Source organism: Rhodococcus sp. NBC_00294 (assembly GCF_036163995.1).
Lineage (GTDB): Bacteria > Actinomycetota > Actinomycetes > Mycobacteriales > Mycobacteriaceae > Rhodococcoides.
The window spans coordinates 3,696,858-3,714,534 of the sequence record NZ_CP108043.1; the positions used below are offsets into that span (position 1 = coordinate 3,696,858).

The following is a 17,677-nucleotide window of genomic DNA, read 5'->3' on the forward strand; positions in this document are numbered from 1 at the left end:
CGACGCTGCGGTGACCGAAGGGCCCACCGTGGGGATGCGAGCGAGCCGGGGGAACAGCATGTCGGACGATCACCCGGGCTCGGGCGCGGGAGCGGACGGCTACACGGAGGTCTTCGATCTCACCCGCGCGCAGCGGGACATGTGGTTGCTGCAGGAACTCGACCCCGAGGTCACCTTCGCCGTCGCGCACTACATGGACATCCGCGGCCCGCTCGACGTCGATCTTCTCGAGCAGGCCATGCGCCTCGCCACTCTCGACACCGGCTCGATGCTCACCCGACTCGTCACGAGTGACGCGCAGGACGAGCGCGTCGACTCCGACTCGCTCCGCCAGCGGCTCGACCTCTCACTCCTCGACATCGACCTCGATCGCATCGACGTCAGCGACGACGAGTTCCCCGAGGAGGCGGCGGCCGAGATCATGACGGAGTTCACCCGTCCCCTCGACATGTATCGGGACGCGCTGGGCTACACCGCCGTCATCACCCTGGCCGAGGACCACCACTACTGGTACGCCCGCGGCCATCACGTGGCCATCGACGGCTACGGAGCCTCGGTCGCCGCCGCTCGCACCGCCGAGATCTACACCGCGCTGGTACGCGGCGAGGATCCACCGCCGTCGCGAGCACGGCATCCCCGAGCCTTCGCCGAGGCCGAGGCGCGCTACCGGGCGTCGTCGCGGTACGAGCGCGATCGAGCCCACTGGGCCGGTCTACGCGACGTCCTCGGCGAGCCGGTCTCGATGTCCGGGCGGGTCGCGCCGCCGTCCGCGTTCAACCACCGCTGCGACACGCTGCTCGGTACCTCGGCGGACCGGACGGTTCACGACGCGGCGGAGCGTCACGGATCCACCGTCGCGGTCGTCGTCGCCGCCGCGTTCGCCGCGTTCCTCGCACGTGTCACCGACACACCCGACGTCGTCCTGACGATGCCGATGGCCGCCCGCGTGACGTCGTGGATGCGCGAATCGGCGTCCATGGCCGCCAACGCGGTACCCGTGCCCGCGCACTGCGGCGGCGGCGTCGACATCGGCTCGGTGGTCCGCGAGGTCGGGAACCGCGTCAGCGAATCACTCCGTCACCAGCTGCTTCCCGCCTCGGAGATCGCCCACCTGCTCGGTGCCCCCGGCGTCACCCTCGGTCCCACCATCAACCTCATGATGTTCGGCGAACGCGTGGTGCTGGGCGACATCCCGGCGGATCTCGAACTACTGACCTCCGGACCGACCGCGGACATGGCCGTGACGGTGCACGAGAGCACCACCACGGGTCGCCTGCGGGTGGACCTCGAGGGCAACCCCGCCCTGTACACGGCCGACGAACTGGTCGTCCACAGCGAACGGTTCGCCCGCTTCCTCGTCGACTTCGCCGAGGCCGACGTCGACACACCGCTGCGCGCGCTGTCGCTCGTGACCGACGAGGACCGCGCCGCCGTCCTGCCGGCACTCGATCCGCTGGTGCCGCCGTTCGCCACATTCGCCGACATCCTCACGCACGGGCTGGTGCTGGGCGAGAAGGTGCCCGCCGTCGTCGACGGCGACATCGCACTCTCCTATCCCGAGCTCGACCGCCGCTCGGACGCCCTGGCCCGCGAGTTGCTGGATCTGGGTGTCGGTCCCGACGTCATGGTCGTGTCCGCGCTCCCCCGCTCCCACGCGTCCGTCACCTCGGCCTGGTCCATCGCGAAAGCGGGCGGCGCATACGTGCCGGTCGACCCCGCCCTGCCTGCCGACCGGATCACCACCATCATCGGCGACAGCGGCGCACTGGTCGGCATCACGACGAGCGCACTGGTGAATTCGCTTCCCGCGCAGGTAGAATGGGTCCTCATCGACGAGGACAGAGCACCGCTCACCGCCGAGGGCCTCGTGGGAGCACGTCGCCCCGGACCGGACGACCTCGCCTACGTGATCTACACCTCCGGCAGCACCGGGACGCCGAAGGGCGTCGCGGTGACGCACCGGGGCTTCGCCGCGATGACGTACGCGGCCGTCTCGGCGCATCGTCTGCCGCGCGGCGCGCGGGTGATGCACTTCGTGTCACCGGGATTCGACGCCTCCGTCCTCGAGATGGTACTGGCCTTCGGGTCCGGCGGGACGCTGGTCGTCGTGCCGACCGACGTGCACGGGGGCGAGGAGCTGGCCGAGGTGCTCGACGCCCAGCGCATCGACGCCGGTTTCATCACGCCCTCGGCCCTCGCCACCGTTCCCGTGGCGCCGGGCGCGGGTCCGCGTGCCATCGGAGTCGGCGGGGACGTCGTCCCGGTCGCGCTGGTGGACGAGTGGGCGCCCGGACGCCGGATGGTCAACGTGTACGGGCCGACCGAGAGCACGGTGGCGGTGACGTTCGGTCCCCTGGTCGCCGAACACGAGGTGGAGCTGGGGTCGCCCTTCCCGGGCATCCGTGCCTTCGTCCTCGACAGCTCGCTCGCACTGACACCGCCCGGCTGTGTGGGTGAGCTCTACCTCGGCGGTACCGGCATCGCTCGCGGGTACCTCGGCCGTACCGCCCTCACGTCCGAACGTTTCGTCGCCGATCCGTTCGGACACTCCGACAGGCTCTACCGCACAGGCGATCTGGTGAAGTGGACCTCCCGCGGCACCCTGGTCTACCTCGGGCGCCGGGACAGCCAGGTGAAGGTTCGCGGATTCCGGATCGAGCTCGGCGAGATTGAGGAGGCGCTGCGCGCGCTGCCCGACGTCGCGGACGCCGCCGTGGTGGTCCGCGGTGACGGCACCCTCCGCACCGTCGAGGGCTACGTGCGCATGACGCACGCGGGCGCCGTCGCCGACACGCTGCTCGACGATCTCGCTCTTCTGCTCCCCCACTACATGGTGCCGAACCGGCTCACGATCCTGGACGAGATGCCGTTGACGCCGAACGGCAAGATCGACAGGCGACGCCTCCCCGAACCGCGTGCCCGTGAGAGCCGTCCCGCGCGCGCTCCGGAATCGGAGAACGAACTCCTGGTGGCCAGCGTCCTCGCCGACGTCCTCGGCCTCGACGACGTGGCCGCCACCGACGACTTCTTCGAACTGGGCGGCAACTCTCTGCTCGCGACGAGGGTCGCCGCCCGGATCTCCGCGGTGGGGGGCCATGCCCTCGGGGTTCGCGAGGTGTTCCGGCATCCCGTGGTCGAAGCGCTCGCACTGCACCTGGACGACGGCACCCCGTCCACCGGCGATCAGGACGGGCCCGTGCCCGTCGACCGTTCCGTGCCGATCCCCGCCTCGCCGTCCCAGCGCAGCATGTGGTGGATCGAGCAGTACCGGCCGTCGGCGACCTATCACGTGCCGCTCGCTCTCCGCGTCACCGGTACGTTCTCGGTCGAGGCGGCGCGGGCCGCGCTTCTCGACGTCCTCGATCGTCACGAGAGCCTGCGCACACTCTTCGACCGCGACGACGCCGTCGACGGCCCCGTGCAGCGTGTCCTCGACATCGACACGGCCACAGCTCTGTTCGATGTCGACGTGCTCGACGCGCCGGACACGGACGCCGTCCTCCCGGCACTGACGGACGTCGCCTCCCGCCCCTTCGATCTCGCCGTCGACCTGCCCTTGCGCGCCCGGATCGTCCGCGTCGCCGGCACGTCCGGACCGGCGGCCGATCACGTCCTGGCTCTCGTCCTCCACCACGTGTGTGTCGACGGGTGGTCGCTCGGCGTGCTGGCCACGGACCTCGTCGTCGCGTACTCCGCGCGGCTCGAGGGCCGCACCCCGGCGTGGTCCCCGCTGCCCGTGCAGTACGCCGACGCCTCGGAATGGAAGCGGCTGGCACTCGGGTCCGCGGACGATCCGGAGTCGGCTCTCGCGACGTCCGCGGCCTGGTGGGCCGACGCGCTCGCGGATCTCCCCGACGTCCCCACTCCCGGTGCCGATCGCCCGCGTCGCGCGGAACCGTCCGGACAGGGCGCGACGGTGTCCGTCGTCCTCGACGGCGATCGTGGAGTGCACGTCGATGCCCTCGCCCGCCGAGTCGGCCTGTCCCACTTCATGATCGTGCACGCCGCACTGGTCCTGGTGCTGAGTCGGTCCGGAGCAGGCGACGACGTCACCATCGGCACCGCGGTCGCCGGACGCGATCACCCGGACCTCGACGGGGTCGTCGGCATGTTCGTCAATTCCGTGGTGCTGCGCACCGTGGTCGACGGCGCGGCGACCGTCGCCGACCATCTCGACGCCGTGCGGGCGGCCGACCTGGACGCGTTGGCCCGAGCGGACATGCCCTTCGACACCCTCGTCGATCTCCTCGACCCACCGCGCACTCCGGGCCGCCACCCGCTGTTCGACGTCATGCTCACCACCCGCAGCACGCCGGACACGTCGGGCGCGGTGGGCGATGCACGGGTGACCGCCCACGGGATCGACGTCGCGCGGGCGAAGTACGACCTGGAACTGGTGCTCGACGAGTCACCCGGGCATGCCGGCCCGCGGTCGAGCATCGATCTCACCTATGCCACCGATCTGTTCGACGAGCGCACCGCGCGGGCCGTCCTCGATCGACTGCTGGCCGTGCTCGACGCGATCGCCGCCGACCCCGACGCGCTCGTCGCCGACATCGACGTCCTGCTGCCTCCCGAGCGCGCGGCGACGGTACCGATGCGGGAACGAGCGCGAGCTCGGTCGACGGACTCGACCTCCGCGCTCGACGCTCTCGTGGCGCATCACGCCGAGGCCACTCCGGACGCGGTGGCCGTGGTCGAAGGCGACCGGCGGACCACCTACGCAGAGCTCGAGGCACTCGTCGCCCGCGGCGCCGCACGCCTCGTCGACAACGGCGTCTCCGCCGACACGCGTGTGATCGGCCTGCTGCGACGCTCGACCGAGTCGGTGGCCGCGATCCTCGCCGTCTCACGCGCCGGCGGTGCCATCGTGCCCGTCGATCCCGACTACCCGGCGGACAGGCGCTCGTTCATGGTGCGTGACAGCAAGACGCTGCACGCCGTCTGCTCCGATCCCTCGGACGTCCCGAGCGACGGCTTCCTGTGGTCCACGACCGACTCACTGTTCGCCGAGGAGAACGTCCCGACGTGTCCCGACGACGGTGGCTGGGTGGTTCCGCTCGGCTGCACGGCGTACGTCACCTACACGTCGGGAACGACCGGACGCCCCAAGGGCGTCCAGGTCACACGTCAGGGATACGCGAACATCACCAGCGAACTGGTGCGCGCCTACGGGGCGGACACCGACGCCCGCGTGCTCGCCTTCGCCTCTCCCAGTTTCGACGCCTCGATGCTGGAACTGGGCCTCGCCTTCGGATCCGGAGGCGCGCTGGTGGTGGTGCCCCCCGGAGTCGTGGGCGGTACGGAACTGGCGACGCTGCTGCGCCGCCACGACGTGACGCACTGCTTCCTCACCCCCTCCGTCCTGTCGACGCTCTCCGCCGACGACCTCGTCCCCGGCGACCCGGTGCTACTGTCCGCACTCGGCGTCGGCGGCGAGAACTTCGGCTCGGAACTGCTCGATGCGGTCGCGCCCGGACGCACCGTCATCAACATCTACGGGCCCACCGAGACCGCGATCTGCACCCACGCCAGGACGCTGCACGAGGGTGACGACGTCGCACTCGGGCGCCCCGTCGCCGGGATGCGGGCAACCGTGCTCGATGCCTCGCTGCAACCGGTGCTGCCCGGAGTCGAGGGCGAACTGCACCTCGCCGGAGTACAACTCGCACGGGGTTACCTCGACCGGCCGGGCCTCACGGCGACACGCTTCGTCGCCGACCCGTTCGGCCCGCCGGGAAGCCGGACCTACCGCACCGGCGACCTGGCCCGGTGGACCTTCGCGGCCGATCCCGACAGCACCGAACCGGTCGTCCGCATTACCGGTCGCAGCGATTTCCAGGTCAAGATCCGTGGTCTGCGGATCGAGCTCGGCGAGATCGACGCCGTGCTCGCGTCGGCACCGGGTGTCGGTGGAGCCGTCACGCTGACGACGCCCGGACCGACCGGCGAGACCCTGCTCGTCTCCTTCGTCCATCCCGTCGTCGACGAGCCGGCCGCCCTGCGATCGAACGATCTGCTCCGCCTCGCCCGCACTCGGCTGCCGCGTCACATGGTGCCCACCGCGATCGTCGTCGTGGACGCGTTTCCGCTGACACCGGTGGGCAAGCTCGACCGTGCGGCGTTGCCGATGCCGTCCGTCCTCGTCGACGAGGACGACCGCGCTCCCGGAACCGCGGCGGAGGCAGCCCTCGCGGGTGTGCTCGCGCAGGTCCTGGGTGTCGAGCGGGTCGGTGTCACAGCGGACTTCTTCGCGCTCGGCGGGACGTCGCTGACCGCGACGCGCTACGCCGCGCGCATCACCGAGGTCACCGGTGTGCCCGTCGCCGTGCGCACCATCTTCGATCGACCGACGGTCGCCGAGCTCGCCGAACTGCCCGAGTTCACCGGCCTGACAACAGATTCGGGCACCCTCCCATCGGCCGCCGCGGTGACACCCGCGGAGCGACCCGATCCCGTCCCGCTGACGCCGGCGCAGCTGTCGATGTGGTTCTCGTCGAAGGTGGCGAGCACCGCCACGGCGTACACGATCGTGGCCGGACTGCTCGTGGAGGGTCCGCTCGACGTCGACGCCGTCGGTGCAGCCGTGAACGACGTGGTCGCGCGGCACGAATCGCTGCGCACCGTGTATCCCACGGTCGCGGGCGAGCCGGTGCAGGTGGTCCTCGACGCCGCTCCCGTCTACGTCGAGCTGGTCACTCCCTCCGACTCCGACCTCGATCCGTCGGCGCCCGAGGTGCAGGCGGCACTCGACGACGTCGCCCGGCGACGGTTCGATCTCGCGATCGAGGCTCCCGTCCGTGCCGTCGTGGTGCGCCTGTCGGAGCACAGCCACGTCGTCGGCGTCGCGGTCCATCACATCGCCGCCGACGGCGAATCGGTGGCGCCGCTCACCACCGACCTGCTGCTGGCCTACGAGGCTCGCCGCACGGGAGTCGCACCGGTGTGGCCGACGGAGCCGGTGCAGTACATCGATCACGCGCTGGCACTCACACTCTCGGTGGGCAGCGCCGACCACACCCGCGCCGTCGACTTCTGGCGCTCCGCCCTGGACGGTGCTCCCCCCGTGCACTCGGTACCGCTGGACAGCCCGCGCCCCGACCGGCCCACCGGCCGCGCCGACGTCGTCGACGCAGTCCTGAGTCCGCAGGTCCGCGAACGCGTGCTCGCCTGTGCGGCCGATCACCGCGGTACCGAGTTCATGGTGGTGCACGCAGCACTGGCTGCGGTGCTGGCCGCGCACACCCCCGGGATCGACCCGCTGCTCGGAACGGCGGACGTCGTCGTCGGCACCCCCTACGCGGACCGCGCCGGAGCCGAGTCGATGGTCGGCATGGCGGTGAACACCCTCGCGCTGCGGGTGCCGGTGTCGTTGGCATCCACCTTCGACGAGATCGTCGAGCTGGTGCGGGACCGCGATCTCGCGGCGCTCGACCATGCCGCGGTTCCGTTCGAGACGCTGGTGTCGACACTGCAGCCCGAACGTCATCCGGCACGCCACCCGATCGTCCAGATCATGCTCTCGGTCCACGCCGCACCGCCGCTGCACCTCGATCTCGGCGGGCGCACCGTCTCCGCCCTCCGCCTGCCCGTGGAGCGATCCGCCTTCGATCTCGTCGTGACCGTCCGCGCCCGGACGGACGGTGGTGCCGACGTGTCGGTCACCTATGCCCGAGACCTGTTCCTGCCCAGCACCGCTCGTCACCTGGCCGACGCCGTGGTGGACACCTTGGACCGCGCCACGTCCGATCCCGCACTGTCGATCGCGAGCCTCACGGGCCCGTCCCGCCTCCCGTCCGAGACGGAGTTCCTGGACGTACTCGTCGAGCGTGTCGCGCGCGACTCCCCGGAGCGCGTGGCCGTCGTCGCTCCCGAGGGCACCCGCACCTACGGTGAACTCCTCACCGCTGCAGACGCTCTCGCCGACCGCCTCCGCGCGGCCGGCGCCGGGCCCGGACGCACCGTGGCGCTCGCGATGAGCCGGTCCGCGTCCTCGGTGACGGCGTTCTGGGCCGTCGCGAGGACCGGCGCGACGATCCTCCCTCTCGATCCGACATATCCCGAGGAACGTCTGAGCTACATCCTCGACGACGCGAAACCCGTTCTGGCATTGCGAGCGGCCTCGGATCCCGTGGTCGCGCCGGACGCCGTCAGGTGGTGGACCCTCGACACCGACGGAACGCCCGATCACCCCGCCACGCCCGACGCGGCCCCGCCTGCCGCGGTCCGGCGCAGCCTCGACGACGTCGCCTACCTCGTCTACACCTCAGGAACGAGCGGGCGCCCGAAACCCGTCGGCGTCACCCATCGCGGCATCGAGAGCCTCGCCGTGGCCCTCGGAACCGCATTCGACACCGACCGGACGTCTCGCGTCCTGCACGCGGCGTCACCGGGTTTCGACGCGGCGATCCTCGAGATGTTGCTGATGGTGATCCGCGGATCGACGTCCGTGGTCGCGCCGCCCGCCGCCTACGCCGGCAGGGCGCTCGAGGCCCTGATCGAGCGTGAGCGCGTGGACGTGCTGTTCCTGACGCCTGCCGCGCTGGCGACCCTGGATCCTCACACCGTGTCCGGCGTGCGGTCGGTGGGCACCGGCGGCGAGGCGCTTCCCGCGGCTCTGCTCGAGGCGTGGGCCCCGGGTCGCCGCATGGTCAACGCCTACGGCCCCAGCGAGACCACGGTGGCGGCGACGACGGGCGTCCAGCGCGCCGGCCGCGCACCCCACATCGGACTCGCCGTGCCCGGGACCGCCCTGCGCGTGCTCGACACGACACTTGCCGAGGTCGCCGACGGCGACGTGGGTGAGCTGTACGTCTCCGGACCCGGAGTGGCACAGGGCTATCCGGGACGCCCGGGGCTCACGGCGGCACGATTCGTGGCCGACCCGTCCGGCCGCCCGGGCGGCCGGACGTACCGCACCGGCGACCTGGTGCGGGTCGCATCCGACGGCATGGTCGAGATGACGGGCCGATCGGACACCCAGAGGAAGATCCGCGGTGTCCGCATCGAACCCGCCGAGGTGGAGGCCGTGCTGGCCGCACATCCGGCCGTGACGTCGGTGGCCGTCGTCGTCGAGGAGAACTCCGTCGGCGCGGCGCTCGCGGCACACGTCACGGTGCACGGCACCGTCGACTCCGCCGCCCTGCGGAGCTTCGCCGCCGAGAAGCTCCCCCGTGCCCTCGTCCCCGCGACGGTCACCGTGCATTCGTCGTTGCCGCGCACCCCGCACGGCAAGGTCGACCGACGCGCACTGCTCATCCCCCTGGGCCGGCTCGAACCGCTGGCTCCGGATCATCTGAGCGCCGCACCTACCCGGACGACCACCGCCACGGCGATCGCGCCCGCCCGGTCGTTGCTCGACACCGTCCGGAGCGTCTTCGCCGACGTGCTCGGGGTGGACGCCGTCGGCCCGGACGACGACTTCTTCGCTCTCGGCGGGAACTCCCTCGCCGCGGTGCGGGTCATGGACGTCCTACGTGAGCGCCTCCGTGCCGACATCGCTACCGACGTCGACCCCGATTCCATCGACGTCACCTGGTTCTTCGACGCAGCCACCCCGGCTGCGTTGTCCGCTCGCTTACAGGAGCTGATCATGCTCGACGACAATCACGGCACCCGAGGCGACGGCGGCAGCCACGCGAACGGTTCCTCCACGAACGGCTCGGGCACGAACGGGTCCGCAGCCAACGGAACCGCCACGAGGACCGGATCACACGCGGCACCCCCGCCCGTCGCCGAGCCGTCCGCTCGCACCCCGAAGCCGCCGGTCCGCCGCACCAGCACCGACGCGGTGCTGCCGTTGCGTGCCGGCGACGACGGTGTGACTCCCCTCATCTGCGTGCATCCGGCGATCGGTCTCTCCTGGAGCTACACCGGACTGCTGCCACACCTCGATCCGTCGATCCCGGTGCTGGGTCTGCAGGCCCGCGGCATCGGCATCCCCGCACCCGAGCCCGCGTCGGTCGCGGAGATCGCGCGCGACTACGTCAACACCGTGCGCGCCCAGTTCCCCACCGGCCCCTACCGACTCCTCGGGTGGTCACTCGGCGGTCTCATCGCCCACGCGATGGCCGTGGAGATCGAGAAGCTCGGCGACGAGGTCGAACTGTTCGTCATGGACGCGTATCCCCTCGCCGGAAGCGACCGCCCGCGCACCGAGATGTCCGTGGCGTCGCTGATGCGTGACTTCCTTCCTCTCGAGGTGACCGTCGACGACGACATCGATCTCGACGAGGCCATCGCCATGATCCGCGGCGCGGGGGGACCGACCGCCCATCTCGACGAGGGGCAAATGCGACGGCTGTACGAGCGCTACCAGCTGTTCGTCGACCTCGGCCACGACCACACCCCGGCCCGGTTCTCGGGCGATCTCCAGTTCTTCTCCGCGACCGTCGATTCCGATCCCACCCTCACGCCGTGGGCATGGCGGCGCTACATCGCCGGGTCGATCACCGACTACCCCGTCGACGTCCCGCACAACGCGATGGGCACGCCGGACGCGCTGGCCGCCGTCGCACGTCGCCTCGGCGGTGTGCGTCCGGCGCTGCTCGCCGGTGCCCGGTGACCGCCGGACTCTCCGGAGGAGCGACTCTCGCCGTCGACGTCCGATCGTTGGTCAAGGACTACACGGGACGACGTAACACGCACCGGGCCCTCGACGGCGTCGACCTCACGGCCGCTGCGGGACAGGTCACCGCGGTGCTCGGCCCCAACGGCGCAGGCAAGACCACCACCGTGCGGATCGTCGCGACACTGATTCGGCCCACGTCGGGTTCCGTCCACGTCGCGGGCGTGGACGCCGTGAAGGACCCGCGCACCGTGCGTGGGCTCATCGGGCTGTCCGGCCAGTACGCCGCCGTCGACGGTCGGCTCACCGGCTACGAGAACCTCCGTATGCTCGGGCGGCTCTACGGGCTCAGCAGCAGAGACGCACGCGCGCGGGCGCGCGAGCTCCTCACCCGGTTCCGCCTCGACGACACCGGAACCCGCTCGGTCTCCACATTCTCCGGCGGTATGCGCCGTCGTCTCGATCTGGCGGGCGCGCTGGTGGCGCGGCCACCCCTCATCGTGCTCGACGAACCCACCACCGGTCTCGACCCCCGCAGTCGGAACGACATGTGGGACATCGTCACCGACCTCAAGGCGGACGGAACTGCAGTGCTGCTCACCACCCAGTATCTCGAGGAGGCCGACCGACTGGCCGACTCGATCGTCGTCGTCGACGGCGGTGTCGTCGTGGCCAGGGGCACCCCGTCCGATCTGAAGTCGCGCGTCCGTCCGCCGTCCGTCGAGGTGCGCCTCGCCGACCCTCGTGACCTGCGCCTGGCAGCGGATCTGCTCCCGCGGATGAACTTCCGCGTGCACCGCGCCTCTGCGTCCGCCGGGTGGTTCACGGTGGATGCGCCGTGGGGCAGCGAATCCATGGTCGACGTGCTGAGTCGCCTGCACGGCACCGGTATCCGTGTCGGCGACGCGCGGGTGAACGTGCCCGATCTCAACGACGTCTTCTTCCAGTCGACCGGTAGCGCGTCCCCCGCCGCCGCCCTCGCGACGGCCACCGCATGACCGCCGAACTGGTCGGTCCCCGCGGAGTCCGGGAGCAGAACGCCTCGAGCTTCCTCGTCGACTGCGTGACCATGACCCAGCGCAACCTGCTGACCATCCTGCGGGTCCCACAGTTGTTGCTCGGAGCGACGATTCAGCCCCTCATGTTCGTCCTGCTCTTCAGCTACGTCTTCGGCGGAGCACTGGGCGGTGCCACCTACCGCGAGTTCCTCATGGGCGGCATCTTCACGCAGACCGTCGTGTTCAGCGCCGCGTTCACCGCCATCGGGCTCGCGACCGACAGCAAGGAGGGCATCGTCGACCGGTTCCACTCGCTGCCGATGTCGCGTCTGTCCATCGTGCTGGGGCGCACTCTCTCCGACATGCTCGTGTCGGTGGTGAGCATCTCCGTGATGATCGGCGCGGGCTACGCCGTCGGGTGGCGTATCCGCGGGAGCGCTCTCGACGCGCTGGGCGCCGTACTGCTGCTGATGTTCTTCGGCTTCGCCATGTCGTGGATCGGCGCCGTGGTCGGATCCGTCGCCAGCACTGCCGAGAGTGCCCAGAGCGCGCTCATGATCATTCTGTTCCCGATCACGTTCATCTCGTCCGCGTTCGTGCCGTCCTCGACGCTGCCGGGTCCGCTCCGCGCTGTCGCACAGTGGAATCCGATCACCTCGGTGGCCCGGTCGACGCGCGAGTCGTTCGGCAATCCCACCGCACCGTCCGTCGCAATCCGCGAACCGATCAACTGGGCGTCGACACACCCGATGCTGTACTCGGTGATCGTCTCGCTGCTGATCCTCGCGATCTTCGTCCCGTTGACATTGCGGGTGACCCGCTCACGCGAGGGCTAGTCCGTCCCGAGCGGATCGATCGAGACGGCGAGCCACACCACCGCGCTGCCCACAGCAGCCAGCGAGAAGGTGTCGAAGGCGCGCGACCGCACGGCCAGGATCCCGACACGCTCACTTCCGAGGCACAACCGGCACGCGGCGGCGATCAGGGTCGCGACACCGAACACGAACGCACCGCGGCGCCACCGGTCGGCGAGCACCAGGACCACGGCGACGACGATCACCAGCACGACGGCGACCACCGGGATGCTGCGCCGGAGCATGTCCCGCGCAGGCCTCCGCCGCGTCGGCTTTCTCACGAACGGCCGGCCTCCGGCCTTCCCGCCCGTCACCGACCGGCCTCCGGCCTTCCCGCTCATGACGAGACCGACTCCGATGCGGCCAGCATGCGCTCCGCGCGCTCGACGACGTTGCTCAGCAGGAACGCGCGCGTGAGGGGTCCGACGCCGCCGGGATTCGGGGACAGGAAGCCGGCGACCTCGTCGACACCGTCGGCCACGTCGCCCTTCAGCCCGTCGTCGGTGCGTGAGACGCCGACGTCGATGACCGCGGCACCGGGCTTGACCATGTCCGGGGTGATCAGTCCGACGACGCCGGCACCGGCGACGACGATGTCCGCGCGCCGCACCTCGGTGGCCAGGTCACGGGTACCGGTGTGGCACAGCGTCACGGTGGCGTTCTCGGAGCGGCGCGTGAGGATGAGCCCGAGAGGCCGACCGACGGTCACGCCGCGTCCGACGACGACCACATGGGCACCGGCGATGGGGACGTCGTAGCGACGCAGCAGGTGCACGATGCCGCGGGGAGTGCACGGGAGGGTGGAGTCCTCGCCCAGGACCAGTCGGCCGAGGTTGACGGGATGCAGGCCGTCGGCGTCCTTCTCGGGGTTCACGCGTTCGAGAGCGCGGTTCTCGTCCAGGTGCTTCGGCAGCGGGAGCTGCACGATGTAGCCGGTGCAGGCCGGGTCGGCGTTCAGCCCGTCGATGACGGCGTCGAGCTCGTCGCTGGACACGTCCGCCGGGAGGTCGCGCCGGATGGAGGCGATGCCCACCTTCGCGCAGTCGTTGTGCTTGCCGCGCACGTAGGCAGCGGAGCCCGGATCGTCACCGACCAGCACCGTCCCCAAGCCGGGGGTGATCCCACGCTCGCGCAGTGCGGTGACCCGCGCGGTGAGGTCGACGAAGATCTCGTCGCGGGTGAGTTTGCCGTCCAGTCGCGTTGCGGTCACACCGCACAGTTTCCCACGCTCGGGCAGGCGGGTGGGACGTGGCAGTCTGATCAGGTGTTCCGTCTGATGTTCCACGAACCGCGTATCCCGCAGAACACGGGAAACGCCATCCGCCTCGTCGCCGGTACGGGGTGTGAGCTGCACCTGATCGAACCGCTCGGCTTCGACCTGTCCGAGCCCAAGCTGCGGCGCGCCGGCCTCGACTACCACGACCTGGCGTCGGTCACGGTGCACCCGAACCTCGAGGCGGCGTGGGACACCCTCGCGCCCGAGCGGGTCTTCGCCTTCACCGCCCATGCCACCACGTCCTACGCGTCGGTGTCCTACCGGCCCGGCGACGTGCTGCTGTTCGGGCCGGAACCCACCGGTCTGGCACCGGAGGTTCTCGCCGACCCCCATGTCACCGATCGCCTGCGCATTCCGATGCTCGCCGGGCGACGTTCTATGAATATCACCAACGCCGCATCCGTCGTCGTCTACGAGGCCTGGCGTCAGTGCGACTTCGAGGGCAGCGTCTGACCTCCCGGCGGTCGAATGGCGTTTTCGCTCCCGTCGAGGGCGTGCGGAGCGGGATCCCGCCGGATCGGCGCGCGAGAGGAGCAGAACGCCCCTCATCGGTGGATCAGCGGAAGTCTCGGGAGCGCAGCAGCACTCGCAGGTCCAGCGTCTCGAGCTTGTCGGCCACCAGCGTCACCACCCCCTCGGCGTTCTGCACGATGCCGCGGATGAACAGGGCCTGCGACAACTGCGCCGCGGAGCGGTACTTCTGCCACAGTCCCACCGAGCACACCACGTTGATCATCCCGGTCTCGTCCTCGAGGTTGATGAACGTGACTCCCGCGGCGGTGGCGGGACGCTGACGGTGGGTGACCGCCCCGGCCACGAGCACCCGGTCACCGTCTGCGACGGCCATCAAACCGTCGGCAGGGACGACGTCCATCTCGTCGAGCCGCTCGCGCAGGAACTGGGTGGGGTAGCTGTCGGGCGAGACACCGGTGGCCCAGATGTCCGCGGCGGCCAACTCCCACGCGCTCATGCCCGGCAGCGACGGAGCCCGGGTGGACGCACCGAGTGCCGGGAGTCGGTCGGGCCGTTCGGCTGCGGCGGCGCCGGCCGCCCACAGCGCTTCCCGACGCGTGACGCCGAAGCAGGCCAACGCACCGGCGGTGGCCAGTGACTCCGCTTGCGTGACGGTCAGTTCCACACGTCCGGTGAGATCGAGCAGAGACGTGAACTGCCCGCCGGACTCCCGCGCTGCCACGATCTTCTCGGCCAACGCCGTCCCGATGGACCGCACGTCGGACAATCCCAGGCGCACCTCGAGGCCGTTGTTCTCCACGGTGGCGTGGGCGAGACTGGCACGGACGTCCGGCCCGTGCACCAGGACACCGTGCCGTCGAGCGTCGGCCACCAATGATTGCGGCGAGTAGAAGCCCATCGGCTGAGCGCGGAGCAGCCCCGCACAGAACGCGGCCGGGTGGTGCAGTTTGAACCACGACGAGTAGAAGACCAGCGACGCGAAACTCTGCGAATGACTCTCGGGGAAGCCGAAATTGGCGAAGGCGTAGAGCTTGTCGAAGATGCGGTCGGCCTTCGCGCCGGTGATACCGTGTAGGTCGCGCATCCCGTCGTAGAAGCGTTGCCGCATGCGGTCCATCTTCTCCGGACTGCGCTTGGACCCCATGGCTCGACGCAGTTGGTCCGCCTCGGTGGCCGAGAACCCGGCGACGTCGACGGCCATCTGCATCAGCTGCTCCTGGAACAGCGGTACGCCGAGAGTGCGTTCGAGTGCCCGCTCGAGCGACGGGTGATCGAAGGTGACGGGCTCGAGTCCGTTGCGGCGCCGGACGTACGGGTGCACCGAATGTCCCTGGATGGGTCCGGGTCTGATGAGGGCCACCTCGACGACGAGGTCGTAGAACTCCCGCGGCTTGAGGCGAGGAAGCGTCGCCATCTGGGCCCGCGACTCCACCTGGAACACCCCGACCGAATCCGCGCGCTGCAGCATCTCGTACACCGCGGCCTCGCCGAGGTCGAGTTCGGCGAGATCGACGTGCAGTCCCTTGTGCTCCTTCACCAGGTCGATCATGTAGTGCAGCGCCGAGAGCATGCCGAGCCCGAGCATGTCGAACTTCACCAGACCCACTGCGGCACAGTCGTCCTTGTCCCACTGCAGCACGGTGCGGTTCTCCATGCGCGCCCACTCGACGGGGCACACGTCGGCGATCGGCCGATCGCAGATCACCATGCCGCCGGAGTGGATGCCGAGATGCCGTGGGAAGTTCTCGATCTGCGCGGCGAGTTCGAGCACCGGGAGCGGGATGGTGGTCTCGCGGGCCTCGGCGGACAGGTCTCGCCCCGGCACCCCCGACCAGCGGGTGATCTGCTTGCTCCACGCGTCCTGCTGACCCTGCGATGCCCCCAGCGCCTTCGCCATGTCGCGTACCGACGACTTCCCGCGGTAGGTGATGACGTTGGCCACCTGTGCCGCGTAGTCGCGGCCGTACTTGGCGTAGACGTGCTGGATGGCCTCTTCCCGACGGTCGGACTCGATGTCCACGTCGATGTCCGGCGGGCCGTCGCGCTCGACGGAGAGGAACCGCTCGAACAGCAGACCGTTGCGCACCGGGTCGACGTTGGTGATGCCGATCGCGTAGCAGACAGCGGAGTTGGCCGCGGATCCTCGCCCCTGGCACAGGATGTCGGCCCTCTTGCAGAAGTCGACGATGTCGTGGACCACCAGGAAGTAGCCGGGGAAGTCGAGTTCGGTGATGACGGCGAGTTCGCGGTCGATCTGGGCGTAGGCCGCAGGTTCGTCCTCGCGTCGACCGTAGCGTCGCTCGGCACCGCGCATCGTCAACTCGTGGAGCCACGTGATCTCGGTGTGGCCCTCCGGCACGTCGAACGGCGGCAGCTGCGGCGCGATGAGGTGCAGGTCGAACGCGCACTCCTCCCCCAGCGCCGCGGCGTGGGACACGGCGGTGGGATAGGCGGAGAACATCGCCGCCATCTCGGCCCCGGAGCGCAGATGGGTTCCGCCGAGCGGCGGGAGCCACCCGGACGCGTCGTCGAGACTGCGCCGCGCACGGACCGCGGCCATGGCCATCGCGAGCCGGCGCCGACTCGGCCGCGCGAAGTGTGCCGACGTCGTCGCGATGACGGGCAGCGAGAGACGCGCGGCGATGTCCGCCAGGGCGTCGTTGCGATCGTCGTCCTCGGCGACGCCCTGCCGCGTCAGCTCCACCGTCACACGGTCCGTGCCGAACCGATCCACCAGGTCGCGCAGCGCCTGCTCGGCAGCCGCGGGACCACCCTCGCTCAGCGCGCGACGCACGCTGCCCTTGCGGCACCCGGTCAGGATCTGCCAGTGCCCCCCAGCCGCCTCGGCCAGCGCATCGATGTCGTAGCGCGGACGCCCCTTCTCGCCCCCGGCGAGATGCGCGGCGGCGATCTGGCGGGACAGGCGCCGGTACCCCTCCTGTCCGCGTGCGAGCACCAGCAGATGCGTTCCGTCCGGATCGGTCGCGCCGGTGCGTGATTCGGTCGGCATACCCGGGTCACCGAGCGACAACTCGGACCCGAAGACGGTCTTCATGCCGAGCTCGCGCGCCGCTTCGGCGAAGCGCACGACGCCGTACATGCCGTCGTGATCGGTCAGCGCGATGGCGTCCAGACCCAGCCGCACGGCCTCCTCGACCATTTCCTCCGGCTGGGAGGCTCCGTCGAGAAAGCTGAAGGACGAGTGGGCGTGCAGTTCCGCGTAGGGAACGGTGTCACGCGGCCGCACCACCGCACCCTCGTAGGGATCACGCTTGCGCGACCACGCCGGACTGTCACCGCCGTCGCCCATCGCGAGCGGATCGATGACGCGGGGCTTTCCCGAGAGCAGACGCTCCATCTCGGTCCACGTGGGCGGCCCGTCGTTCCAGCCCATGACGCACCCCCACTCTCCGAACGTATGTTCCCATTGGACCACCACCTCCACTCCGACGGCAAGTCGACGGAAACCGTGGTCTCGCCCGGAACCACACCCCCACGGGGACACCCG

Annotated in this window: 7 protein-coding genes; 4 read left to right on the plus strand and 3 right to left on the minus strand. The window is 70.4% G+C overall.

The genetic code is table 11. The annotated features are described in order from the left end of the window. The first annotated feature begins 58 nt into the window (after positions 1–58). Genes OHB23_RS17220 through OHB23_RS17230 form a run of 3 tightly spaced genes read left to right on the plus strand, consistent with a single transcriptional unit; the run spans position 59 to position 12,401 of the window. Positions 59–10,564 carry a non-ribosomal peptide synthetase gene (locus OHB23_RS17220; RefSeq protein WP_328809992.1) on the plus strand — a complete coding sequence of 3,502 codons (10,506 nt, stop codon included), beginning with the start codon at positions 59–61 and terminating at the stop codon, positions 10,562–10,564. Then, on the plus strand, positions 10,561–11,565 hold the full coding sequence (locus OHB23_RS17225; protein WP_328809993.1) for an ATP-binding cassette domain-containing protein: 1,005 nt from the start codon (positions 10,561–10,563) through the stop codon (positions 11,563–11,565). The genes OHB23_RS17220 and OHB23_RS17225 overlap by 4 nt, the downstream gene beginning before the upstream one ends. Then, on the plus strand, positions 11,562–12,401 hold the full coding sequence (locus OHB23_RS17230) for an ABC transporter permease (RefSeq protein WP_328809994.1): 840 nt from the start codon (positions 11,562–11,564) through the stop codon (positions 12,399–12,401). Before OHB23_RS17225 ends, OHB23_RS17230 begins: the two co-directional genes overlap by 4 nt. Here the strand turns inward: OHB23_RS17230 and OHB23_RS17235 are convergent. Then, positions 12,398–12,664, minus strand: a complete 267-nt coding sequence (locus OHB23_RS17235) for a DUF3017 domain-containing protein (protein ID WP_027503762.1) — start codon at positions 12,662–12,664, stop codon at positions 12,398–12,400. The genes OHB23_RS17230 and OHB23_RS17235 overlap by 4 nt on opposite strands. Before the next feature lie 92 nt (positions 12,665–12,756). Beyond that, entirely contained in the window at positions 12,757–13,629 is an 873-nt protein-coding gene (locus OHB23_RS17240) for a bifunctional methylenetetrahydrofolate dehydrogenase/methenyltetrahydrofolate cyclohydrolase (protein ID WP_027503763.1), read from the minus strand. 54 nt (positions 13,630–13,683) lie between these two features. Here OHB23_RS17240 and OHB23_RS17245 point away from each other — a divergent pair, with 54 nt between their 5' ends. Beyond that, positions 13,684–14,148, plus strand: a complete 465-nt coding sequence (locus OHB23_RS17245) for a tRNA (cytidine(34)-2'-O)-methyltransferase (protein ID WP_285188645.1) — start codon at positions 13,684–13,686, stop codon at positions 14,146–14,148. A 103-nt stretch (positions 14,149–14,251) separates the two neighbouring features. On the opposite strand, the gene OHB23_RS17250 is transcribed toward OHB23_RS17245, so the two are convergent. After that, entirely contained in the window at positions 14,252–17,563 is a 3,312-nt protein-coding gene (locus tag OHB23_RS17250; protein WP_328809995.1) for an error-prone DNA polymerase, read from the minus strand. Positions 17,564–17,677: the final 114 nt, after the last annotated feature.

Bases quoted from the DNA above. Each gene is read 5' to 3' on its own strand.
- OHB23_RS17230 (WP_328809994.1), top strand. From the start codon at position 11,562: ATGACCGCCGAACTGGTCGGTCCCCGCGGAGTCCGGGAGCAGAACGCC.
- OHB23_RS17250 (WP_328809995.1), bottom strand. From the start codon at position 17,563: ATGGGCTGGAACGACGGGCCGCCCACGTGGACCGAGATGGAGCGTCTG.
- OHB23_RS17235 (WP_027503762.1), bottom strand. From the start codon at position 12,664: ATGCTCCGGCGCAGCATCCCGGTGGTCGCCGTCGTGCTGGTGATCGTC.
- OHB23_RS17220 (WP_328809992.1), top strand. From the start codon at position 59: ATGTCGGACGATCACCCGGGCTCGGGCGCGGGAGCGGACGGCTACACG.